20 protein-coding genes and 1 tRNA gene are annotated in these 25,177 nt (G+C 41.1%); 8 read left to right on the top strand and 13 right to left on the bottom strand.

The features are described from left to right. The first annotated feature begins 219 nt into the window (after nt 1-219). The 4 genes from map (at nt 220) to PGR74_RS11405 (ending at nt 5,209) form a co-directional block, all read left to right on the top strand. Nucleotides 220-1,044 carry a type I methionyl aminopeptidase gene (gene map, locus PGR74_RS11390; RefSeq protein ID WP_041502481.1) on the top strand — a complete coding sequence of 275 codons (825 nt, stop codon included), beginning with the start codon at nt 220-222 and terminating at the stop codon, nt 1,042-1,044. 244 nt (nt 1,045-1,288) lie between these two features. Beyond that, the gene (locus PGR74_RS11395) at nt 1,289-2,161 is read left to right on the top strand and encodes a helix-turn-helix domain-containing protein (RefSeq protein ID WP_041502255.1); all 873 of its coding nucleotides are present in this window, start codon (nt 1,289-1,291) and stop codon (nt 2,159-2,161) included. A 246-nt stretch (nt 2,162-2,407) separates the two neighbouring features. Further along, entirely contained in the window at nt 2,408-4,327 is a 1,920-nt protein-coding gene (locus PGR74_RS11400) for an AAA domain-containing protein (protein WP_041502256.1), read from the top strand. A 372-nt stretch (nt 4,328-4,699) separates the two neighbouring features. Beyond that, nucleotides 4,700-5,209 (top strand): bacterioferritin, encoded by a 510-nt coding sequence (locus tag PGR74_RS11405; RefSeq protein WP_041502257.1) that lies wholly within the window; start codon nt 4,700-4,702, stop codon nt 5,207-5,209. A 55-nt stretch (nt 5,210-5,264) separates the two neighbouring features. On the opposite strand, the gene PGR74_RS11410 is transcribed toward PGR74_RS11405, so the two are convergent. Both PGR74_RS11410 and PGR74_RS11415 read right to left on the bottom strand, forming a co-directional pair. After that, nucleotides 5,265-6,563 (bottom strand): NAD(P)/FAD-dependent oxidoreductase, encoded by a 1,299-nt coding sequence (locus PGR74_RS11410; protein WP_059025502.1) that lies wholly within the window; start codon nt 6,561-6,563, stop codon nt 5,265-5,267. Between the two features lie 287 nt (nt 6,564-6,850). Continuing rightward, a complete protein-coding gene (locus tag PGR74_RS11415) occupies nt 6,851-8,236 on the bottom strand; it encodes an OmpP1/FadL family transporter (RefSeq protein ID WP_110688684.1) in 1,386 nt (461 codons plus the stop codon). A 185-nt stretch (nt 8,237-8,421) separates the two neighbouring features. On the opposite strand from PGR74_RS11415, the gene PGR74_RS11420 reads away from it, so the two are divergent. Further along, nucleotides 8,422-8,628, top strand: a complete 207-nt coding sequence (locus PGR74_RS11420; RefSeq protein WP_041502260.1) for an RNA-binding S4 domain-containing protein — start codon at nt 8,422-8,424, stop codon at nt 8,626-8,628. A 432-nt stretch (nt 8,629-9,060) separates the two neighbouring features. On the opposite strand, the gene PGR74_RS11425 is transcribed toward PGR74_RS11420, so the two are convergent. The 6 genes from PGR74_RS11425 to PGR74_RS11450 form a co-directional block, all read right to left on the bottom strand. After that, the gene (locus PGR74_RS11425; protein WP_041502261.1) at nt 9,061-9,495 is read right to left on the bottom strand and encodes an OsmC family protein; all 435 of its coding nucleotides are present in this window, start codon (nt 9,493-9,495) and stop codon (nt 9,061-9,063) included. Nucleotides 9,496-9,943: 448 nt separating this feature from the next. Next, nucleotides 9,944-10,019: transfer RNA gene (locus PGR74_RS11430), tRNA-Lys, on the bottom strand. 117 nt (nt 10,020-10,136) lie between these two features. Next, nucleotides 10,137-10,742: an IMPACT family protein gene (locus tag PGR74_RS11435; protein WP_041502262.1), complete on the bottom strand. Its 606-nt coding sequence runs from the start codon at nt 10,740-10,742 to the stop codon at nt 10,137-10,139. Between the two features lie 28 nt (nt 10,743-10,770). After that, nucleotides 10,771-12,198 (bottom strand): chromosomal replication initiator protein DnaA, encoded by a 1,428-nt coding sequence (gene dnaA / locus PGR74_RS11440; protein ID WP_041502263.1) that lies wholly within the window; start codon nt 12,196-12,198, stop codon nt 10,771-10,773. 368 nt (nt 12,199-12,566) lie between these two features. Next, nucleotides 12,567-13,754 carry an MlaD family protein gene (locus PGR74_RS11445; protein WP_110688754.1) on the bottom strand — a complete coding sequence of 396 codons (1,188 nt, stop codon included), beginning with the start codon at nt 13,752-13,754 and terminating at the stop codon, nt 12,567-12,569. 10 nt (nt 13,755-13,764) lie between these two features. Continuing rightward, complete coding sequence (locus tag PGR74_RS11450; protein ID WP_041502264.1) at nt 13,765-14,853, bottom strand: N-acetylmuramoyl-L-alanine amidase; 1,089 nt, start codon at nt 14,851-14,853, stop codon at nt 13,765-13,767. Between the two features lie 166 nt (nt 14,854-15,019). Between PGR74_RS11450 and PGR74_RS11455 the strand changes: the two genes are divergently transcribed. After that, nucleotides 15,020-17,584: a putative LPS assembly protein LptD gene (locus PGR74_RS11455; RefSeq protein WP_041502265.1), complete on the top strand. Its 2,565-nt coding sequence runs from the start codon at nt 15,020-15,022 to the stop codon at nt 17,582-17,584. 33 nt (nt 17,585-17,617) lie between these two features. Here the strand turns inward: PGR74_RS11455 and rlmB are convergent, their stop codons facing one another. After that, nucleotides 17,618-18,361 (bottom strand): 23S rRNA (guanosine(2251)-2'-O)-methyltransferase RlmB, encoded by a 744-nt coding sequence (gene rlmB / locus PGR74_RS11460; protein WP_041502266.1) that lies wholly within the window; start codon nt 18,359-18,361, stop codon nt 17,618-17,620. Between the two features lie 10 nt (nt 18,362-18,371). Then, nucleotides 18,372-20,330 (bottom strand): ABC-F family ATP-binding cassette domain-containing protein, encoded by a 1,959-nt coding sequence (locus PGR74_RS11465; protein ID WP_041502267.1) that lies wholly within the window; start codon nt 20,328-20,330, stop codon nt 18,372-18,374. 294 nt (nt 20,331-20,624) lie between these two features. Between PGR74_RS11465 and pruA the strand changes: the two genes are divergently transcribed. Further along, nucleotides 20,625-22,256: an L-glutamate gamma-semialdehyde dehydrogenase gene (gene pruA, locus PGR74_RS11470; protein ID WP_270517200.1), complete on the top strand. Its 1,632-nt coding sequence runs from the start codon at nt 20,625-20,627 to the stop codon at nt 22,254-22,256. 150 nt (nt 22,257-22,406) lie between these two features. On the opposite strand, the gene PGR74_RS11475 is transcribed toward pruA, so the two are convergent. Further along, nucleotides 22,407-23,015 (bottom strand): recombinase family protein, encoded by a 609-nt coding sequence (locus PGR74_RS11475; protein ID WP_041504819.1) that lies wholly within the window; start codon nt 23,013-23,015, stop codon nt 22,407-22,409. A 341-nt stretch (nt 23,016-23,356) separates the two neighbouring features. On the opposite strand from PGR74_RS11475, the gene PGR74_RS11480 reads away from it, so the two are divergent. After that, nucleotides 23,357-23,650 carry an HU family DNA-binding protein gene (locus PGR74_RS11480; protein ID WP_041502270.1) on the top strand — a complete coding sequence of 98 codons (294 nt, stop codon included), beginning with the start codon at nt 23,357-23,359 and terminating at the stop codon, nt 23,648-23,650. A 103-nt stretch (nt 23,651-23,753) separates the two neighbouring features. On the opposite strand, the gene pyrI is transcribed toward PGR74_RS11480, so the two are convergent. Next, entirely contained in the window at nt 23,754-24,212 is a 459-nt protein-coding gene (pyrI, locus tag PGR74_RS11485; protein ID WP_041502483.1) for an aspartate carbamoyltransferase regulatory subunit, read from the bottom strand. Between the two features lie 14 nt (nt 24,213-24,226). Continuing rightward, nucleotides 24,227-25,138: an aspartate carbamoyltransferase gene (gene pyrB / locus PGR74_RS11490; protein ID WP_041502271.1), complete on the bottom strand. Its 912-nt coding sequence runs from the start codon at nt 25,136-25,138 to the stop codon at nt 24,227-24,229. Nucleotides 25,139-25,177: the final 39 nt, after the last annotated feature.

Below are 25,177 nucleotides of genomic sequence, written 5' to 3' on the forward strand. Positions count from 1 at the left end.
ATAATCAACACACACGACGGTAGATGTCCGGAAAATTTTTCCGGACATCTTTTTATTCTATTTTACCATTCAACACGGAATAATCTCTAACAAAAATCCGTACCTTAGCGACAAACTTTTAAGTAATCTCATTTTTGCCTCCAGAGTCTTTTTTTTCTCCGGGACAATTATTAAAACATTGCAAATATGATATTCAAAAAAAGCAACGGTTTACAACCTATGAAAGATTTCAAAAGCCTTTCATTCGAAGAAAAATTACAGGTATACAGACGTTTAGGTTGTACTGTTCCTCCCCGGAAAATCATAAAAAACGCGGAACAGATTCAAGGTATAAAAAAGAGTGCCGAAATAAATACGGCGGTATTGGATCATGTGTCACAACATATCAGAGCGGGAATTTCCACGGAAGAGATAAATTCCATGGTACACGATTTTACAGTTGCTCATGGAGCAGTTCCGGCACCCTTGAATTACGAGGGATTCCCCAAAAGTGTCTGTACCTCCATTAACGATGAAGTGTGTCACGGAATTCCCGATAAAGATATCATCTTGCAAGAGGGAGATATTATCAACGTAGATGTCTCCACTATCTTAAACGGTTATTTTTCGGATGCCTCCCGCATGTTCATGATCGGAAAGGTCGATAAGAAATTACAACGATTGGTAAAGGTGACCAAAGAGTGTTTGGAAATAGGCATAGCCGCTGCCAAGCCCTGGGGATTTTTAGGAGATATAGGAGCCGCCATTCAGGCACATGCCGAAGGCAACGGTTATTCCGTAGTTCGCGATTTTTGCGGACACGGGGTAGGTTTACAGTTTCATGAAAAACCGGAAGTGGAACATATCGGTAAACCCGGAACGGGCATGGTATTGGTTCCCGGAATGATATTTACCATCGAACCGATGATCAATATGGGTTCCCATGAAATCTTTATCGATGAAGACAACGGATGGACGGCTTTGACGGAAGACGGTTTAGCGTCAGCCCAATGGGAAAACACGATCCTAATAACAGAAACAGGAGTTGAAATTCTTACTTGGTAAGTAAAAATAACCGAATCCCCCACCGTTTCTATTTATTATTCGCACCGGACTCCTGAAGAGTTTCGGGAAAAGTTAAAGTATAGAATTTATTTAAATATAACTAATTAATAATAAGCAACATAAAAACAACTTTTTATTTCACTTATCACATTGAGCTTATTATGAGATCATTTGACCTCTTTTCATACATTTAAAACACTCAAAGCTGATACTTTTGTATAAATCAAAAGGTGCAAAATCGGTTATGAATACAAACCTATGTAATCAAAAGGATTGTTCATATTACAATTCTCAAATCGTTAATGGATTTGAATTATACAAAATTCCGGCTAATCAAACTATTCTCCGTAAAGGCAATCAGAACTCACATTCACTTTTTTTTATATTATCCGGAAATGTTTCTCTTTCGTTAAGTACCCATCCGACCCTCATTTTCGAAAAAGGAAATCTACAATTAATCCCCAAGGGATATTCCGTTACTTTCCAAACCGGAAACGAAGAGTGTGAAATTCTTATTCATCGCTTTACCGGTCTCGAAATATATTGCAAACAGATTAATCTGGCTTCAATAAATCAAAACAATCGTTTTGATTATAGGTTCCAACCTTTTCCGATAGAATCCCATCTGTTAAAATTCCTCGAATACATCCGCTATTCTTTGGACTCAGACGCCTTTTGTCAATTGGTGAATGAATCATCCAGAAAAGTTTTGATCTCCATATTCATCCAACATTATTCTAAAGAAGCTATTTATCAAATTTTCTATCCTATCATGGGAAGAAATGAAAATTTCAGGTCTTTAGTCATTCAAAACTATCACAAGGTAAATAGCATTCCTGACTTCGCCAAAGAAACAGGTTGCAGTTTATCTACTTTTAAACGAAAGTTCAAAACCACTTTCGGAGAATCTGCTTACAAATGGTTACAAACCCAAAGAGCCAAAGAGGTGGAGGCCTATTTACAAGATATAAGAATTGATTTCGCAGATATTATTGAAGAATTTCGATTTACTTCACACAAAGCATTATATCATTTTTGCAGGATGTATTTAGATGCGAGTCCCTCGGAGATCCGTAAAAAAGCTACGTCATTTTCGAAACAGGAACAAGTGAAATAGATCCTTTTGAAGAGACATTAAAAGTAAGCCAATCAGGGGTTGATTTATATTATTTTTAATGTAATCAGGTGTTGGGGTCGCAAGCAATTACCAGTAATGTTGCACCCCACGCCTGTTCAAAATAGAGATCCTCTTACGATCGATTTTTTTGAAAAAAATCTCCTCGATAACCATTCATTTACCTGATCTGCCATTCAGGTATGAGAATTATATATACTTTTGTGATTGAAATACTCCACAAAACGTATGAGGCCCGAAACCACTATTTCTCCTTTAGTCGACCTGTTACAACAATACAAATTATTGCAACAGGAATACGAGTACGAGAAAGAGCTATTTTTTCAACATACTCAGCATGCCGGAATAATAAAAAAAATCCGGCAAGGAGTGTGCTGGCATCCTGTAACTATCTGCAAAAGTCATTACAATCCACTGAATCAATTTATTATAGAAATCAAGCGAAAAGAGGGAGATGTGACCGAACACACTTTTGAATACGGTCGCCCCGTTTGTTTCTTTAAATCGGATCCCGTGACGGGACGACTTCATTACTTCGGCTTTACGGGAATCATCAGTTATGTGCAAGAAAACACCATGTCGGTCGTTATGCCTCATTCCAACGTACTTCTTGATCTGCAAGGCGACCATACGTTAGGGGTACAACTCTGCTTTGACGGGACTTCATATAAAACCATGTTCTCCGCCTTAAAGGAGGTTATGGAAGCTAAAAACAATCGCTTAGCTCACCTGAGAGAAGTCATTTTAGGAAATATTCCCTCTCAATACAAAGAGATAGCGGACACCCATTTTTTTTGGTTAAACCGATCTCAGGAAAAAGCTGTCAACCGGGTCATCCGCGCGAAAGAGATCGCGATCGTACACGGACCTCCCGGAACAGGAAAAACAACGACCTTGGTAGAAGCTATTTATGAAACGTTACGACGGGAAAATCAAGTTCTTGTATGTGCTCAAAGCAACACGGCAGTAGACTGGATATCCGAAAAATTATTGGACCGGGGAGTAAATGTCATGCGTATAGGGAATCCGACACGGGTAAACGAAAAGATGCTTTCCTTCACCTATGAACGGAGATTCGCATCACATCCTGCCTATCCTGCCCTGTATAATACACGAAAAAACATCCGGGATATCATTACACAAATAAAGAAGACCAAAGGGGATAAAAGAGGGACACTTCTATCCCGTCTACGCCAGTTAAAGGAAAAAGCCATTGAATTGGAGATTCGCATAGAAAAACAACTTTTCGGAGAAGCACGTGTCATAGCCTGTACTCTTGTAGGATCGGCCAATAAAACATTAAACGGAAAAAGATTCTCAACCCTCTTCATTGATGAGGCCGGTCAAGCATTAGAAGCCGCTTGCTGGATCGCCATCGCTAAAGCCGAAAGGGTCATTTTAGCGGGGGACCACTACCAACTTCCCCCCACGATAAAATGTTATGAAGCAGCTTGTCAAGGACTAAACAGAACTCTTCTACAAAAAATCATCCAACGAAAACCAGAGACCATCTCCATGTTGGAAATTCAATACCGTATGCACGAAGAGATCATGCGCTTTCCCTCTTTCTGGTTTTATCATAACCGTTTAAAAGCGGCTCCCGAGGTTTCACAACGAAATATCCTCGCGTGGGATACTCCTATCGTCTGGTACAATACGGCATCTTGTGCATTTACGGAAACTCCGGTCTCGGAGACTTTCGGACGCATCAATAAACCGGAAGCGGAACTATTGGTCAAAATACTTCAAAAGTACATAGAAGAGATCGGTATCGAACGGGTCATTGACGAACGTATCGATTTCGGACTTATATCACCCTACCGGGTACAAGTCCAATACCTGAGGCAACTTATCAAAAAAAATCGTTTTTTTATACCGATCCGAAAATTATTGACCATCCATACCGTGGACGGCTTCCAGGGACAAGAGAGAGATGTCATCCTGATTAGTCTCGTCCGAGCCAACGAAAGAGGTGAGATCGGATTCTTAAACGATCTCCGTCGAATGAATGTCGCCATCACGCGTGCCAGAATGAAGCTAATGATCATAGGAGACTCCTCCACCTTAACCTGTCATCCGTTTTACAAGGCGCTGTACAAATATATTGCAGAAACCGGAAAGGTAACCGAGATTTTGAAGCCGGAATAGCATTTTTCCTTTTCTGTTGAAAGAAACGATCACATTGCTGGCAAATAGCATATTCCAATAAAGTTCCGAGAATACCCCCCCTATTCCATCTCGGTCTTCATGACATTCAACCAAGACTCAATCCGCTGGTCCCGATTCCCCTTTTGTTCGTTCTCCTCAATACCTGTTCAATGCCGCAGGACAAAAATAAGAGACAAGGATGTTCCCGCAACTCCCCATCGGCAGTAAAAAACCGACTCTCCCCACGAATGGCGAACAGTTGTAAAAATAGATCCGTGAATACTCTTAAAATGCGGTAAGATTTTATGTTTATTTACTTTTTTTTTCTATCTTGCATCACAATAGATTGTATAACCACTTATTCAAAAAATTATGAGCAAAAAGGAAAAAAGCATTGAATTATTAAACAAAGCCGTTGCAGATGAATTAGTTGCCGTTCATCAATACATGTATTTTCATTTCCGTTGTGACGACATGGGGTATGATTTACTATCCGGCCTATTCAAACGCACGGCCATTCAAGAGATGATGCACGTAGAGCAATTAGCTGAACGTATTCTTTTTCTAAAAGGAGAAGTTGAAATGAAACCCGCCTCGGACATCAAGCATATTCACGATCCGAAAGAGATGTTGGAAACGGCAACGATGATGGAAGAAGGCAGCGTGAATGACTACAATAAATGGGCGAACGAATGTGCTGCCAACGCGGACTCCGTATCTAAAAAATTATTTGAAGCCTTGGTTGCGGAAGAAGAAGTACACCAGGATCAATACGAAACGGAATTAGATAATCTCGGTAAATTCGGGGCAAATTATCTGGCACTACAATCCATTGAACGCAGCAAGAGCGTAGCAACCGGAGCTCAACCTGCCGGAGAATAAAAACAGAAGACTTGGAGCACTGCCTGAACACAAAATTGGACAGTGCTTTTTGTTTTCAAGAAACTTTTTTTTGTTTTTCTTCCGGTCGAATCCATAAACGCAAGGCTTGATCATAGGTAACATAGCTCCACATCCAATTGATAAAAATAAACAAACGATTCTTCACGCCTACGATACTCATCAAATGAACGAACAACCATAACATCCAGGCCATTGCTCCGCTAAAACGTATTTTATTCAATTCCACCACGGCAGAATTACGCCCGATCGTTGCCATTGCCCCTTTATTCCTATACTTGAACTCCTGTAAAGGACGTCCGGCGAGAATACGATACAGGTTCTTAGCCAATAAACGGGCTTGTTGTATTGCCGGTTGAACAACCTGAGGATGTCCGTGGGGGTTGCCTGAAGTAATCATTATAGCCGTGTCTCCTATTGCAAAAATATCTCCCATTCCCTTTACCCGACTAAATTCGTCCACGATCAAACGATAGCCCTTTCCATACGTATCAGGGGAAAAACCTTTTAATCCGTTCGCTTTCACTCCGGCTACCCAAAATACATTGCACGTTTCAATCGCCTCCCCATTTACAAAAGTCAATGCCTTACCGTCATACTCCTTCACCAAAGCATTTAAACGTATTTCAACTCCCTTATCCTTCAAATACCGTTCCGCATAATCGGATGACCCGGGGGTAAAAGCTCCCAACAGGCGATCCGCCCCGTCAACTAAAATAATCCGCATCCTATTTACATCCAAATCCGGATAATCCGAAGGAAAAACGAACCTCTTCATTTCGGCCAAAGCTCCGGCCAACTCTACCCCGGTAGCTCCCCCTCCGACAATGACGAAAGTCAATAAACGCCCTTGTTCTCTCTCATCCTCACTATTCAAAGCCCTTTCAAAACTCTCAATGATTTTATTCCGATCGAACAATGCTTCGGAAGTATTTTTCAATTGCATGGTAAGATCTCCCAATTCCTGGTTTCCGAAAAAATTAGTCCGGCTCCCGGTAGCAATGACTAAATAATCGTAATCGATAAAACCGATCGAAGTCAATAAGCGATTTTCATCCGGAAGAACCTCCTCTGCCCGACATACTCGAATATGAAAATTTTTCCGGCGTTTAAAAATCCGGCGAAAAGGAAAAGAGATTTCACTCGGCTCAATAGCCGACGTGGCTACCTGATACAAAAGAGGTTGAAACAAATGGTAATTGTTTTGATCAATCAATATGATTTGAAATTTTTCATCATCCAACTCCCTGGCTAATTTCAAACCGCCGAACCCGCCACCGACAATCACCACTCTTTTTTTTGTTCCCTTTTCCGGAATATGACTCATTTTCTCCATACTTATCATTTTTATACAATATACGTATCGGAATAAAAAAAGTCACGGGTGCCCAAATATTTATTCTCTTCTCTTACAATCTCTTCTTCCCAAACGGGACATTACCACATGCCAGACTCATGAACAGAGATTGTTTCATACTTTCAAGTACAGCCGGAAGCGACAGGAAACATGTCATTCCATAAACAAAACGCCTGTAAGGTCGGATAATCCTTACAGGCGTTAACTATAATTATTAATTTCACTTATCGCACGACGAAAGAAATTTATACTTTCCGGTATTTTTATTAAAATCGGTACGCAATTCCCAAAGAAGGAGAGAACGCGGTGGATTTATACTTTCCGGAGAATACATCTTTCTGCCCGGGAATAACCACATTCTGAGAAGTATAATTTCCATGGCGGCAGAATCCCTGAATGTACAAAAAGGCAAAATCGATTTCCAGGTTTTTGTAAGGAGAAAAAGTCAATCCGGCAGAGAGGCCCAACTTATTCATTCCCGGAGTCTCCGGATTGTAGTGATTTTTCCGTATCGGGCTTTGATCGTAATAAATTCCGGCACGCAAATCCAAACGATCCGTTGTTTTATACTTAGCTCCTATCCGGTATATCATCGTGTTCTTGTAATTCTTTTGTGCTTTAATGGGTTTAATTCCCAGCTCCGCTTCGTTGAAATAGACATTCAGGGAGTCATAGGCCTGCCATCCCACATATTGTAAATCCAATGCCAACTCCCAACGATCGGTAGGACGATAGCTAACGCCTAAGGTCGTGTTGGAAGGCAAGGGAAGCTCGGCATGAAAAGTACCTTGATCGTATTTAGGAATAGACAGGTCCGGAACAATAGCTCCCAATTGTCCTAATAGATTTTCAATATTCTGGTTTGCATAAGTTAATTCGGCCTCACCCTCCTTTACTCTCATTTCAATTTTCGAGCGATAGGAGAACCCTATCGTCACTTTTTCACAAGGCTCATACATCACCCCTACATTAAAACCAACCCGCACATGAGCTTTTCCGTCCAAACGAGCATAAGCCGGCGGAACTTTAGTTCCCTTTATCAACTGTACAATCGTCTCTTTCTGTTCATCGGGAATAGGGAGAGGAGCACTCTCTATCATCTTTCCGACGGTCTGAAATTCATTAACACTCAATAAAGCACGCGAAAGATTTACCTCGCCAAAAGCTAACTGCAAGCCAAAACCCACACTTAAACCATCCATAATTTTATAAGACAAAGTAGGTTGAATTACATAAGCTTTTAAACTTATATCCTGAATCAAATTGGCACCTAACCAGTTTTTAGGCCACTTCAAAGAGTTTCCGTAAGGAGTATTGAAAGCGATACCCGCAGCTAAATTATCATAAATCCGGAATCCGGCATAAGCATATATCGGGGTACTGACAGGATTATCCGTTTTAACAGAATACCCATCCGATGAATATTTCGCTTGCGCCATGACAGCCGACATTCCAATCGATAGATCTACGGCCTGATTCATAAAAACCAACCCTGCCGGATTAAAATGCATACTTTCAGCCCCTAACTTCATCGCCACCCCCACGTGCCCCATTCCCGTCTGCTTAGTGCTTAACAAATTGACCTGAAAGCCTTCAGCAAAAGAAGACAAACTACATATACATACGAATACGAATACAAAAAAATTTTTCATGCTAATCTATTTTACATTAAAACTAACCGAAGGTCTCTTTCAACCTTCTCCCCCTTGAAAAGGAAAACATGTAAATCCTTTATCATTTTTAAGAGATCGCAAAAATAACAAGTCGAACTTCAAGTTGTTTCTACTTTACGGTATGCTGCAAAAAATAGTTACCTTTGCAATAAATTTGCAACATCATGATAACGTTCGAACTTACAACAGCATACATCGAGTTAATCAAATTACTAAAAATCACCCGTATCGCGGAAAGCGGCGGTATGGCAAAAGTATTAGTAGAAAATGGAGAAGTGCGCCGAAACGGAGAAATAGAAACACGAAAAAGAGCCAAAATAACCAAAGGAGAAACCATTACAGTATTAGGGAAAACCATCCAAATCGTCTGATCAGTCTACCCTAAAAACAGAAAGAGACCCGAAGGTCTCTCCGTTTTAGTTGGTAAACTAAGTGGTGTTAACAGGACAAATATAAAAAAAATCTTGTCAGAAAAAAATATACATTTAAGACATTTTTATGTCCGCTCCCTTATCCCGGTTCAACCTCAAGCCATTACAAAATAAAAAAATACTGATATTTAAATATTTCCGTAATTTTAACACTATCTCTTCAAGAGAACGATACCGGAACGAACAGATCCTCCTCTTTTCCTCGTCGGGTTCTTACCCCTCGGTCTGACCGCAAGAGCCGATGAACCGCACTCTTCCCCCCGCTTCTCGTCCCAACGATCGGGTTAATAAACGAGATCACCCGAAATCCGCACACGCGAGACCGAAAGCAACGTCAGGAATACAAGGTGTCTTGTAATAAGGCTCCTTGTATTATTTCAAAAGAATATCCACCGGGGTAATATGACTGATCGTATCACTCACCGGGCAACGTTCCTTAACCGTTTTTATCCACCTTTCCAATGTATCCGAATCGGCGTCCGTATCGGCTTTTATCACCACTTCTATTTGTTTGTAGCCGGCCCTGTCCTCACTCTTTTTTCCAAACAACTTATCCGGGTTCAGGCTACCTGACAACTTAATCTCGAGCTTTCTGAGCTCAAAGTTCATCTCTTGGGCCACCATGTGACACACGACATTTAAACAACCGGATAAAGCCGCCAGTAAGTATTCCACGGGATTAGCTCCCGCATTCGTCCCTCCCAATTCGGCGGGCTCATCAACCACTATCTCAAAATTCCGTACTTTCACGAAAGTCTTCGTGGGATTCTCGCTATGCGCTCTCGCACGAAAAGTCAAATCTGCCATAACTACTACATTTAAAAAAGTAAGATCTTTCCCATTTTCATCGTTTACAGTAATAAAATCTTCGCCTTATCATTCGACGGATATCTTACACGAAACAAATCTTTATTTCGTTTTAACGATATATAAAATAAAAGGTTTACGGTTTCCTTACCCTTCGCTACATCCGTATGGCCATGCAAGCAACTTTGTTGCCTCCCCGCCATGCTAAAAATCCGACTTTTCGCGGTAATAGATACGACAAAATGTATATATTTGGAAAAACAAACGGAATAACATTATAATGCCGGTATTCACGAGACGTCTTTCCCGTCATACGGATAAAAGAACTTACTAAAAACAATACTGACTTTTGAGGACACGATCAACGCTATAAATTACAATGGGAAAATTCGAAGATAAAAAGCAATGAAAAAACCCAAATCGTCTTCGTGTTGATTTGGGTTTCATTTGGTGATCCAGCTGGGATTCGAACCCAGGACCCCAACATTAAAAGTGTTGTGCTCTACCGGCTGAGCTACTGAATCGTCAATTGTTTTTTACAATTGCGGTGCAAAGATAGTGATTCCTATTGATTCTACAAGAATTTAGGCGGAAATTTTCAAAAAAGTTTGTCATAAAAGAGCGTCCGTACCGCATAAAAGTCAGGCTTCGGCTATTTCTATATGCAGGGATTCGATTTTCAATAAACGTTCCTGAAGGCGGGCAGCATCTTTTTTTCTAATACTCAACAACATATCGCAATCCATCTCAAAAGTTCGCTCCAAGACCTCCGCTTCTTCCTCTTTCAATACTTTCATTACATCATTCATCACCAAATAGCTGAATCTGATATGAAATATTTCATTCACGGTCTTTTCAATAATTACGGCATGGGCAATCGCGTCGGAGGCAGCTTCCCTATAGGCCTGAATCAACCCGGAAACCCCTAATTTTGTCCCTCCAAAATACCGGATCACGACAATCAGTACATTCGTCAGCTCGTGCGCATGAATCTGTCCAAGAATCGGTTTCCCGGCTGTGGAAGAAGGTTCTCCATCATCGTTAGCCCGAAATCTCAACTTGTCTGCCCCCAAGCAATAAGCATAGCAATGATGGCGGGCATCATAGTATCGGGTTTTTACTCCGGCTATAATTTCTTTGATCTCGTCCTCATCGGATACCGGATAAACATAAGAAATAAAACGACTGCCTTTCTCCTTATACAGGCCTTCGGCAATCGCTTCTATTGTCTTATAGGTATCTTCCATAAACAATTACAACATGCTATTGTTCAGGTTAATTATTACAATACAATTTTTTCTGCAACTCTTCCACTCGAGAACGGAATGCACGATCCGTTTCCATCTGGTCGGAAACGGCCTTACAAGCGTAAAGAACAGTCGTATGATCTTTTTTTCCGATCTGGTTACCGATATAGGAAAGGGAAGCATTGGTAAAATTTTTACTGAAATACATGGCTAACTGTCGAGCCTGCACCACTTCCCGCTTCCGGGTTTTCTCCTGCAAAAGTTGAGCCGGCATGTTGAAATACTCGCATACCACTTCCCGAATACGCTCTACGGTAAGCTCCGCCATTTGTCGTTTCACCATCTTACCCAATATCTCTTTCACGACTTCGACCGTCAGATCCTTTCGGTTAAAAGTGGACTGAGCCAACAGAGAGATCATAGCACCTTCCAATTCGCGCACGTTATTATTCACGTACTTACAAATGTATTCCAATATCTCATCCGAAAAGTCAATTCCGTCCTTCTTAGCTTTAAAACGGGCAATCTCCATACGAGTTTCGAAATCCGGCGCTTTGATCTCCGCGGACAAGCCCCATCTGAAACGAGAAAGCAAACGTTCTTCCAAACCACTCAACTCTGCCGGAGCTCGATCGGAAGTTAAGATCAATTGCTTACCGGATTGGTGAAGATGATTGAAAATATGGAAAAAAGTATTTTGAGTTGCGGTTTTTCCAGCCAACTCATGAATATCATCCAGTATCAAAACGTCTATCAGTTGATAAAAATGCAAGAAATCATTGATCTCGTTTTTACGAACGGCCTCGGTAAACTGCGTTTGAAAAACATTCGTCGTGACATACAGCACCACCTTTTCCGGAAAATTCTGTTTTACCTCCAATCCGACAGCCTGAGCCAAATGCGTTTTCCCCAAACCGGACCCCCCATAAATCAATAAAGGATTAAAAGCGGTTCCCCCGGGACTTTGAGCGATGGCGACACCTGCAGATTTCGCCAAACGGTTACAACTTCCCTCTATATAGCTTTCCAGCGTATAAGAAGGATTCAACTGAGAATCGATTTGCAAACGATTATTACAACGTTCAAACGGATTTTTCAAGGCTGTTCCGTTTGCCGTTTTATCGTAATAGGCGGTATTAGGTTCAATTTTTTTCGTATGGTTAGATGACATTTTTACCGATAAAGGTTCCGTACGACGACTCTCCTCGACGACAACAGAATATTCCAACTTCGCAGTCGGACCGATTACCGAACGAATGGCATTTCTCAATATCTCCACGAAATGCTCCTCCAAGCACTCGTAGACATATAAACTCGGAACTTGAATAATCAACACATCTTGCTGAAAACTCAAAGCATGTATCGGCTCAAACCACGTCTTAAAGGTCTTTGGCGGTACCTGCTCCCGGATCAAACTTAAACATTCTGCCCAAATACTATTACAATCCATTCTCATTTGTATATCTTTTAAATTTCACCTTATCGTGAAATGGAATGCTAAATTCGAAAAAAAAAATCAGAAAAAAAATGTCGGTTTTGTTTGTTTTTTATCAATTCCAGCTTACAAATTATATATCAGCCGTTTAGACACAATCACCTATCAACAAGAATGTTACACGAAAAACTTAACATAAAATCCTCTCTCCATTAATTCAATCCACTTAACATAATTGTAACACAATCGAAGGAGATTCAAAAAAGGTAAAGCTTTAAAACATAGAGAAGAGAAACAATTTATTTTATCTTCAAGATACAAAATAATACACATAATTATGTTAAGTAAACGAAATCCCCATTTTTATTATTTAGAACAATTCTATTTTGTCAAATGAAGTCGATTTTAACAATATACGCGTTATTATATCGTTTCATAACATTATCCAACTGACGTTGCGCTGACTTCAATTTTTTATACGTATTCCAAATGTATAAATACTTCCCTTTATATCTAACTTCCTTTAAATTAGGGTTTTGCTTATATATCTCAGCATCAGGCGATAAACGATCTTCCGATTCGTAAATCACAATACCATACTCCATATTATCTTTTTTACCGGAGGAAAAATCTATTAACGAAAGGTTAATAAACTTCTTGGGATTATACCTGAACTCGACTAAAAGCCTATTCAGATTCTCTGAAACCTGATTCAGATTGTAATAAAATTCATCATTATTAACAAATGCGCCTAAGGTACCTCTACCCTCATTCATTTTAATCAAGATGGAATCGACCTCAGACAAAGCATTTTGCAAAACGAGCAAGGTTTGCTTCAAATTTGCCTGCCGAATGGAATCGCTAATCGCGGCAAAATTGGATAAAGTCCTTGAAATCTCGCCGTTATTCTGTTCCAAATTGGCCGTTATGCTATTTATATGTTCCAATATCTGGCTGATACGCCCGGCCTCCCCTTCGATCAAGGTATCCAGATTCCCCGAAGCTCCTTCCAAATGATGTAGTGTCCGATCAATACTACGAAAACTATTAGCCAAATTTTGCTTCGTATCTTCATTAAATAGTCCTTGTACAATGGATAGAACAGAATCCAAAGATGAAAAAAGATGCTCGGCTTTCTGTTTTAAAGGTAACATCTGGTTGCTCACCTGCTCCATCAACCCCTGTTCCAACTGAGTTCTTAAGGTATCCCCGTTAACCGCCAATTGTTGAGCATTTCCCGGAATCAAATTAATGATCTTCGATCCCATTAAATCCGCACTTTGAATATAGGCGGAAGTATTCCGCGCCAATTCCAATCCCTTCTTGACTGAAAATTCCACTAACACCTTATCAAAACGTTCTCCGGTAAAAGAGATCGAGAGAACTTGTCCCACCTGATATCCCCGGTAAACCACACCGCTTGAAACCTTCAACCCGTCAACCCTATCATAAAGTCCGTAAAAGACATTTCTGGACTCAAACAAAGAACTTCCTTTCAGAAAATTTATTCCCCAAATCAAAATAATTACCGCCAACAATGCCGTTATCGCTAATTTAACCTCCCTTTTTATCTTCATAAGCTGCATTTTATTTCTTTTCCCATTTTTTCACTTCGGACAACGGTACGACCCGACCGTTCGATATCGCGATCACAAAACAGTCTTTTACGCTTTTACGCAGTCGCTTTTGTACTTTCTGAACCTCTTCATAAGAAGAAAATTTACCCACATAATATTTATACCGACCGTCACTCCGTATCTCCTCGATCTTATCTTTCAAACGTAAACGTTTCAGATCCGTAACCCTGGTAGCAGAAGAGAGCACTTGTACGGCGTAGAACCATTCTCTATCGGACGATACGGCTTTAGGCTCTTCCTTCAATACGATACTCTTCTTCTCCATCTTATTTTTGTATTCTCTAAATGCACTAAAAATCGCCTGAGCCATTTTTTGTTGTCCCGATTCACTTGTCAGGTATTGCAAATCTTTCGCGTTGGAAATAAAACCGGTTTCGACCAGTATGGCAGGCATGCCGACATCCATCAGCACGATAAAACCGGCTTGCCTTACTTCCCGATTGACCGATCCTAAACTTTTCACCAACTCCTGTTGAACCGGAGTAGCTAATTCCATGCTGTTGATCAGGTAGCTGTTCTTCATAAAATTGAACATGATATACGACTCTGTCTTTTGCGGATCAAATCCGTCGTATTTCACCGTATAATCCTCCTCGTAATGAATGGCTTCATTTTCCTTCATGGCAACCTGCAAGCTGGCCTCCGATTTATGCAACCCGAGCACGTATGTTTCCACCCCCCGGACCGTCGGATTCTTAAATTTATTCACATGGATCGAGATAAACAGCTGGGCTTTTTCCTTGTTGGCAATCTTTCCCCGTTCCCTCAAATCAACGGCCACATCTTTCTTGCGGGTATACACTATTTTCATATCAGGATAATTCTTGTGAATCAAATTCCCTAATTTCAGGGCAATAGCCAAAGTAATATCCTTCTCTTTTACCTTTCCATTTATCGCTCCCGGATCCTTTCCGCCATGCCCTGCATCTATACAAATACAGGAGATTTTTCCCAATTGATCCTGTGCCGACAGAGGGCCGAAAAAACCAAACAAGCAACAAATAAACATTAAAACAATAATCCCGTACCGATTTATCATGTTATTTAAAACTTTTTAAAAAGAAACATGAGTATTAACATCAATATTTTTTACTTTTGCAAAGCGAAAAGCTGTATCACGTCAGTAATATTAGTCACAAAAATAATATATTAAATTGCAAATTAGATTATATACAGGGCTTTTTATTAAGAAATGCATCATTTTTATGGCTATTGCCCTGCCTATTATACTCTCGTCGAATAGTTTTGCTGCCGAATATTTATTCGGGGGATCGCTATGGAATATGACGGCTGATACGACTGGACAACCGGGAGACAGTCTTCGGATCGTATATGATTCTATCGGAAACCCTGTCGACACCATCCGGAGAGACAGCACCCCGGAGGCAGAACCATTATTTGACGACCTAATAACTTACGAATCAGCCGATTCTGTCAGATTTTCCATTGCCGACAAAAAAGTTTTCTTTTACAAGGATGCTCTCATTAAATACATTAGAACGGAATTAAAAGCCGATTATATCGACTTGGACATGGAAAAAAAATTGGCTTTTGCTTCCGGAGTACCCGACACGGCAGGAACCCTGATCGGTAAACCGCACTTCAAAGACGGGGGACAGGAGTTTGACAGTAAAGAGTTACGGTATAATTTTGAAACCCGTAAAGGTTTCGTGAAAGAGATCATCACCCAAGAAGGAGAAGGATACCTGCAGGGAAAATTAACTAAAAAGCAAAGCGACTCGGTCTATTGCGTAAAAAACGGATGGTACACGACTTGCGACGAGCACGACCATCCTCATTTCTATTTCCGTATGAGCAAGGCCAAGATGATCAAGGACAAAAAAGTTTTCGCCGGTTTCACCAACTTGGTTTTGGAAGACGTACCTCTTCCGCTCTTTCTTCCATTCGCTTATTTTCCGATCACCAAAAAAGGAACATCCGGTATCATTATACCTACTTACGGAGAAGAAAGGATGAGAGGGTTTAACTTACGCAACGGGGGGTACTATTTCGCAATAAGCGATTACATGGATCTTACCATCACCGGAGACATATACACAAATGGCTCCTGGGGCGTGAGATTAGGGTCCACCTACAGAAAACGTTACAAATTCAACGGTAATTTCGATTTTTCGACGAGTAAAAACTACGTCAGCGAAAAAGGGATGCCCGATTATCAAGAGTCAAGCGATTGGTCCGTACGTTGGACCCACTCTCAGGATGGAAAAGCAAATCCTTATAGTACATTTTCCGCTTCCGTGGATATGTCTTCTGCCAACCAAAACTATTTTAACTCTACCAACATCAACGAAATAGCCAATCAGCGAAAGCAATCCAGTATCTCATGGAGCAAGAAATGGCCTGAAAAACCGTTTAGCTTAAGCGGTTCGTTCAATCATAATCAGAACAGTCAGGATTCATCCATATCCGTTACCCTGCCCAATCTGAGTTTCCGTATGAGCCAGATCTATCCTTTTCGCAAAAAAGGGAAAGTAGGAGAGATGAAATGGTATGACAATATCGGTATTTCTTATTCGGCCGATTTAAAGAATAACATTCAAACCAAAGAGGACAAGCTGTTCAAATCCTCCTTTACCAGAGACTGGAATAACGGATTCAGACACAATATTCCCCTCAGCCTGTCTTTTAAATTGGCAAAAGACATCACGCTCACACCTTCACTCAATTATAACGGCTATTTGAACCTGAAAACAATTGAAAGAGTATGGGTTCCGGACACCACTTCAAGCGGCGGACATTTCGTTCAGCGAGATATCCCGGGCGTCAACTATTCTCATGATTATTCCGCAAGTGCCTCCATCGGCTATACGCCGACCATATACGGTATGTTCCAGTTTAAACCGGGTTCTAAGGTCTATGCCATACGGCACGTGATACGTCCTTCACTCTCAGCGTCCTATACGCCACCGATCAGTCCGCTGGGGAACTACACGAAAACCTATACCGACGGGGTTACCGTTACGGAATATTCCATATACGAGGGTATGATTTACCGTCCTTCCACTCAAACCAGTAAACAGGCGGGAAGTGTCAGTTTCAGTTTGGACAACAACCTCGAGATGAAAGTGAGGAACGATCAGGATACGACCGGCGAGGAACAATTCCGGAAGATCAAATTATTAGAAAGTTTTAGGATACAAGTCAGTTACAATCCATTCGCCGAAAAATTCAAATTCAGTACTATCGGTTTAAGTGCCCGGACAAAATTATTCAATAGCAGAATCGACCTTAATTTCACGGGGACCATAGATCCTTATGCATTGGATGAAAAGGGTAATAAATTGAATAAATACCATGGAGGAATCGGGCGACTCACAAACGCATCTCTCAGCACCGGTATCAACTTTTCCGCAGACAACGGTAAAAACAAAGAGGAAAAAAACGAAATGGTCGGAGGGTACTACGAGCAATACTTAGACTTTGATGTTCCCTGGTCCATCAATATCGATTATACATTCAGCTACAGTAAACCCGCTTTCAAATCCACGGTAACACAAATGATGGGCATCAACGGAGACTTCTCCTTAACGCCTAAATGGAAAATCAGTTTCACCAGCGGTTATAACTTCGCCACCAAAGAAATTTCAGCAAGTAGTTTCCAGATCACACGCGATCTGCATTGTTGGGAAATGAGTTTCAACTGTATCCCGTTCGGTCAACACCAGTCTTATAATTTCCAGATCAACGTACGCTCCAGCATGCTAAAAGATTTAAAGTTAACCAAGAGAGCTTCCTGGTATGACCTATAAAAAAGCATCCCGCAAGGGGGGATGCCTTTTTTCTTATCCTCTTTGTCTGACGGCTTCATACAAAACGACGGCAGCAGCAGCAGACACGTTTAACGATTCAATATCTCCCTTCTGCGGTATTTTTATCTGCTCATGGGCATGTCTCAATAACTCTTCGTCGATCCCGGTATCCTCCGAACCCATAATGATAACGCACCCCTCTTTCATATCCACCTCCGTGTAATACTTCTCCCCTTTTTCACTGGCAGCATACACCATCATCCCCCGACGTTTCAACTCTTTGATCACCTTCTTCAAATTTTGCTCCCGGCATACCGGCAAATGATAGAGAGCACCCGCCGAAGTTTTAATGGCATCCGACGATATCTTCGCCGAATTCTTAGTCGGAATGACAAGAGCATGCACGCCGGCACATTCTGCCGTACGGGCGATTCCACCCAGGTTACGCACATCCGTGATGCGATCCAGTATCAGGATCAAGGGCATCTCTCCGGCCGCGAGCACCCGATCCACCACCTCATCGATATCCCGATAAGTGATAGGAGAAACTTCCGCCAATACCCCCTGATGATTTCGTCCTTCAAAAGGTTTGAATACCTCTTCGGGTACATACTGAAAAGGGATCCCCTTATCTCTCACCATAATGAACAGTTTCTGAAAGAGTTCTCCTTCCCTCAACCCCTTTTTAAACATCACCTTATCGATCTCCTTTTCCTGTTGAATAGCCTCGATCACGGCACGAAGTCCGAATATACACTCTTGTTTATATTTTGCCATACCTATTATTTTACGATTTATAATTATCAATTGTAGCCTTCAAATGCTCTAAATTTTCGTTCTCCTCGCTCCATTCACTCATAGCCTGATCCAATCTCGACTTTTTCTCCTCATACATTTTAAGCAGCTCTTCATTTACAACCCCTTCGGACATCTTCCCTTCGATATCCGCAATTTTCTGTTCCAAAGTCGCAATCTCCTCTTCCAACTTCCCGACCCGGACTTCAACACGCTTTATCTCCTTATTGAACTGCTTCCGTTCCAAAAATGCCTGCTTATTTTCCGAAACACTCTCCTCGTTTTCTTCTACGCTTACAACCTTGCCGCATCCCGGATGCATTCGCTCGTATTCCCGGAAACACTCCATTTTTTTTGTTTCCAGAAAACGAGTAACCCCACCCAGATGTTCCTTTATTTTTTTATCTGCAAATTCATATACCTTACCGGCCAGACCGGTCAGAAAATCCCGATCGTGCGAGACGACAATTACGGTTCCTTCAAATTTTTTCAACGCTTCCTTCAAGATATCCTTCGTGCGCATATCCAGATGATTGGTCGGCTCATCAAGGATCAACACGTTATAAGGCTCCAGTAACAGACGAACCATAGCCAAACGCGTCCGTTCTCCCCCGGAAAGCACCCTTACTTTTTTTTCCACCTCCTCCCCGGAGAAGAGGAATGCACCCAAGATGTCCCGGATTTTTTTCCTGATCTCACCGACTGCCACTTGATCCACCGTATCCAAAACACTCAAGGAGGAATCCAACAAGTCGGCTTGATTTTGCGCGAAATAACCGATATTCACGTTATGACCGATTTTCAGCGTTCCTTCATATGGAATCTGGTCCATAATCATCCGTACCAACGTCGTTTTCCCCTCTCCATTACGTCCCACGAAAGCCACTTTCTCTCCCCGCAATATATCGATATCAACATCTTTCAACACCAAATGATCTCCGTAAGCCTTAACCAAATCCCGGCCGTGAACGACCACGTCCCCGGAACGAACTGCAGGCTGGAAACGCACGCAGATCCGGGCCTTGTCCTCCGGCTCCACCTCTATCCGCTCTATCTTATCCAACTGTTTGATCCTGGATTGGACTTGCACCGATTTGGTCGCTTTATAACGAAAACGTTCAATAAAATCTTCCGTATCCTTGATCTGCTTCTGTTGGTTCTCGTAAGCTCTCATCTGCTGTTCAATACGCTCCTTTCTCAACTCCGTGAACCTCGTATAAGAGACCTTATAATCGTATATCTTCCCCAAAGAAATTTCTATTGTACGCGTCGTAATATTATCTAAAAACGCCCTATCATGCGATACCAACACAACAGCCCCCGGATAGCTTTGAAGAAAAGACTCCAACCAGGAAATAGATTCTATATCCAAATGATTGGTCGGCTCATCCAATAGAAAAACGTCAGGGCGTCCCAACAATATCTTGGCCAGCTCTATACGCATGCGCCATCCCCCGCTGAACTCTTCGCATCGACGATCCAAATCCTCCTGTCGAAACCCAAGGCCTTTCAAAACGACCTCGACCTCCCCATTCACATTCTCTCCGCCACGCATCCTTAATTGTTCGTCTTTCACATTCAATCTATCGATCAACTTCATATAATCGTCCGACTCGTAATCCGTCCGTTCGGCCAACTCCAGGTGCAAGCGTTCGATCTCCCCCCGCAAAGCCAACAGATCGTCAAATGCCGACTCCGCCTCTTTTCTGACGGTTTTTCCTTCGGCATACACTTTTGTTTGAGGTAAATACCCGATTTTCAAATCAGAAGGCATGGCAACATTTCCTTCCGAAGGCTCCTGTACGCCGGCCAGAATCTTTAATAAGGTAGATTTACCCGCTCCATTGCGCCCCGTCAAACCAATTCGATCTCTTTTGTTGACCAAAAAAGAAACAGATTCCAACAGCGAGAAACCTCCAAATAAAACGCTAACATTGTTGACAGATATCATATCCCTTCAAAAAATTAAATAAGATGCAAATATACGAAACTTATTTTATTGAATCACGCGAACAAGAGGTATCCCTTTAATTTGTCCGTAAATAGTCCATCTCCTAAATAAATGCAATCGTAAAAACAAGGCAGATTGCCTTAACAACGGATTCATTTTTATTTAACCCTATTTCAAAAACTGACATTTGTCTTGTTTTATACGTCAAATATTTTTTATATTTGAAAAATTCATCCTAAAACAAGGGGTACAAAATTGTAGAAACATAATATTAACTGCTAAAATTGATATAAAATGCCTAAAGGAGTTTACAGACTACCGAACATTACCAATGAGCCGATCAAAAGCTATGCTCCTGGTTCACCGGAAAGAAAAGAGTTAAAAGCACAAATTAGTGAAGTAAAAGCAACAACCGTAGACCTTCCCATGATTATCGGGGGGAAAGAGGTACGTACGGGAAAATTGGCTGACATTCGTCCTCCCCACGACCACAAGCATCTGTTAGGACATTATCATCAAGGCGATGCATCTCATGTACAAATGGCTATCGAGGCGGCATTAAAAGCCAAACCGGCATGGGAAAAAATGGGATGGGAAAGCCGGGCTGCCATTTTTTTAAAGGCCGCAGACCTGCTTACAGGTCCTTATCGCCAAAAAATGAACGCGGTCACCATGTTGGGACAATCCAAAAATGCTTTTCAGGCAGAGATCGATTGCGTGTGCGAGCTGGCGGATTTCTTTCGCTATAATGTAAAAAATATGTACGAGATCTACCATATGCAACCCAATTCCGCCCCCGGAATTTGGAACCGTACCGTATGGCGTCCGTTAGAAGGTTTTATTTTTGCCCTTACTCCATTCAACTTTACCTCCATCGCCGGAAACTTACCGGGAGCTCCCGCACTAATGGGAAACGTTTGCGTATGGAAACCGTCTAAAACCGCCGTGTATTCGGCACACCTGATCATGGAGATATTGAAAGAAGCCGGTCTTCCGGATGGAGTCATCAACCTGGTATATTGTTCCGGACCCACCGCTGCCGATGTTATTTTCAAACATAAAGATTTTGCCGGAGTACATTTTACCGGTTCGACAGCCGTCTTTAACGATATTTGGGCTAATATAATAAATAACATAGACAAGTACCGCTCTTACCCTCGAATCGTAGGAGAAACCGGAGGCAAGGATTACATATTTGCCGATCCTACCGCTTCAGCAAAAGAAGTTGCGACGGCAATCGTAAGGGGGGCCTTTGAATATCAAGGACAAAAATGTTCCGCGGCTTCCAGAGCATACATCCCTTCTAATCTATGGCCGGAGATCGAAACATTGGTAAAAAAAGATCTGGCCGAAATTAAAGTCGGAGGAATAGAAGACTTCAGAAACTTTGTCAATGCGGTAATCGACGAAACCTCGTTCAACAAACTATCCGCGACCATCGACGCAGCCAAGACTTCCAAAGATGCAGAAATTGTGGCCGGCGGTACTTATGACAAATCCGTCGGATATTTTATACAACCCACGGTTATCCGTGCTCTAAAACCGGATTACATCACCATGCAAGAAGAATTATTCGGCCCGATCATTACCATTTACGTGTACGAGCCGGATAAGGTAGAAGAGACGTTGGATATACTCGACAAAGGTTCTGCTTACGCCCTTACGGGAGCCATTTTCTCCAATGATCGCAACCGTATAGAAAAACTAACAGAACGTTTGACACACACGGCAGGTAATTTCTATATCAACGATAAACCGACCGGTGCCGTTGTGGATCAACAACCATTCGGCGGAGGACGGGCTTCCGGAACCAATGACAAAGCAGGAACCGTATTCAATCTCTTAAGATGGGTATCGCCTCAGGCAATTAAAGAAACGTTCGTTCCCGCAACCAATTACATGTATCCGAATTTTCTGGAAGAATAAATCAACAGGTAAACGCAGATTTCGGTTTGTCGATCTTCAACCAGAGAATTTTCGCTTACAATCATGAAATGAAGTGAATTATAAGTATTTTATTAAAATATTTAGAACAAAATCACAAAAATAGAATAAAGGTGCTGCTCTTCAGCACCTTTATTTATTCTGTTCTATAAGATTGTAATTGCGATTGGCCGTATAAAATGTTTCTCTGGAAACCTTATAATGACGACAAATATAAGAAATCGACTTACCTGCCTGATACATTTTCTCGATCTCCTTTCGACGTTCAAGCAAGAAATCTTGTTTGGTGGTACCTCTCGGACGTCCTAATTTAACACCCTCCGCTTTTCTTACGGCCAAAGCTTCCCTGGTTCTCATCGATATCAGATTGTGTTCTATTTCCGCAACTAATGCAAAAGCAAACGCCAAAACTTTGCTGTTGATACTGTTGTCAAAAGCATAGCCGTCTTTGGTACTGTAAATAATAATCTCTTTTTCAAGACACCGATTCAGAATAGACATAATATCCAACAGCGTCCGACTCAAACGGGAGAGTTCGGTGACAATCAACACGTCACCTTTCTGCAACCCACCCATCAATTTCCCCAGTTTCCTCTCTTTCTCTTTCTTTTTTCCACTTACGATTTCTGTTACCCAACGTTCGATTTTTAAACCTTTTCGTGAAGCATACTTCACAATTTCTTCCCTTTGATTAGTTAAATGTTGTTTTCCCGTACTAACCCTCAAATAAGCGATTACCATAATTATCATATTAAAGTTCACAACACCTATACAAAGAATTGCAAACTTTCCCATATGTAAAGAGTTAAATATCAGTGACGAAAAAATAAGATAATTTGTCTTATAAAACGTTCGCTTTTTCGGACAGGAATTATGTAGTTTTTATAGATGGAATTTATACTCTCTTCATCTGATTAAGTTCTTTATATAGAATATTTTTAAATCGTGTTTTTTCTTTATTTTGAAATTTATTATATTTGTCCATCACAAGGAACGATTATTATGACAGAAGTGTGCAAGAAACAATCATAAATTATCTTAATAGAATCATATATAACGTTAATCATTATTTTTGGACCGTCATGAATAAAAAAGAACTTACCAAAAAAGTTGCCTTAAAAAGTGGGTTGACACAAACATTAACTGCCAACATCGTAAATACGGTCATTGAAACAATCCGAGAATCTCTTGCAACAGGAGAAAGCGTCACTATTCACGATTTTGGGACTTTAGCCGTAAAAAAACAAAAGCCGCGGGGACGTTTCAATCTGAGCACCCATGAAGTAGAAGATGCCGTGCCTAGGGAATTCATTAAGTTCATTACCAGCAAGTCCCTCAAACTACAACAAAAAAACAAAGCACAGGTTTCGAATTAGAAGATAATAGTCACGGAGTTCTAAAAAATAAGGGCAAGATTTTAATGTCTTGCCCTTGTAAGTCAAAACCGCCAACGCCGTTTTTTTTCTACTTATCCGTTAATTAAATAATCACGATATGCTCCTGATCCGTCAATTTTTCACAGTAATGACATTTTAACACGATAGGTTCGCTTCCCACCACAACGAATTTTGTCCGAACATGCTGATTATTCGTGATACATTTCGGATTCACGCATTTCACAATACCTTCCACGCGTTCCGGAACACTAACCGTCTTTTTTTCCGCCACTTCAAAATCTTTAATAATATTGATTTTTGCAGAAGGTGCTACCAAGGCCAACTTATTAATTTCATCGTCTCTCAAAAATTTATCGGAGATTTTAATAATCGCCTTTTTACCGAATTTGCTACTTGACAAATTATACCCGAAAGTAACGGTATTCTCCGTGTGCTCAATACCTAAAATATTAATCACATCAAACAATTTATCAGCAGGGATGTGGTCAATCACCGTACCGTTTTCCACGGCACTTACCTGTAACTCTTTTTTTGCTGCCATATCTTTTTTCTTTATTACCATTTCAAATCTAATGCCTTAAATATAATTGCCTGACGGGTATAAACACCATTCAATGCTTGTTGGAAATAGTAAGCCTTTTCGTTCTCATCCACATCTTCATCGATTTCGTTTACCCGGGGTAGCGGATGTAAAATACGCATATTCGGTTTCGTTCCGCTCAGCATGGCATTCTTTAAAATATAGACGTTCTTCACTTTTTCGTACTCTAACGGATCGGCAAATCTTTCTCGTTGCACCCGGGTCATATAAAGGATATCCGCCTCATTAATTACCTCATCCAATTCCGTATGTTCATAGTAGGGAATATGCAATTCATCCAGGAACAATTTATAAGCAGCCGGCATTTCCAACTCTTTGGGCGAGATAAAATGGAATGTCGGATTAAAATGACTCATAGCTTGCAATAAAGAATGTACCGTTCTCCCGTATTTTAAGTCTCCCACCATAAAAATATTCAGGTTCTCCAAAGTTCCCTGTGTCTTATAGATCGAATAAAGATCGAGCATTGTTTGGGTCGGATGCTGATTGGCCCCGTCCCCAGCATTAATTACAGGTACGGAAGCAACCTCACTTGCAAAACGGGCAGCTCCCTCCAAAGGATGGCGCATTACGATCAAATCGCAGTAATTATCCACCATTTTCGTCGTATCTTTCAAAGATTCTCCTTTTGTTGTACTGGAAGAAGAAGCATCGGAAAATCCCACAATCCTTCCCCCCATGCGACTAATTGCAGTCTCGAAACTCAACCTGGTACGTGTTGAAGGTTCGAAAAACAAGGAAGCAACTACCTTACCGGCCAATAAATTGCGGTTCGGATTTTTTTCAAATTCTGAAGCGATTTTCAAAACTTCCAGAATCTCCTCTTTCGAGTAATCGGTAATGGATACTAAACTACGTTTGTTCATATTGTTTATATATTAAAGATGTTTGCTTAAACGTTTATC

The sequence above is a fragment of the Sanguibacteroides sp. AM78-02pH3A genome, assembly GCF_027666085.1.
Classification (GTDB): domain Bacteria; phylum Bacteroidota; class Bacteroidia; order Bacteroidales; family Marinifilaceae; genus Gabonibacter; species Gabonibacter massiliensis.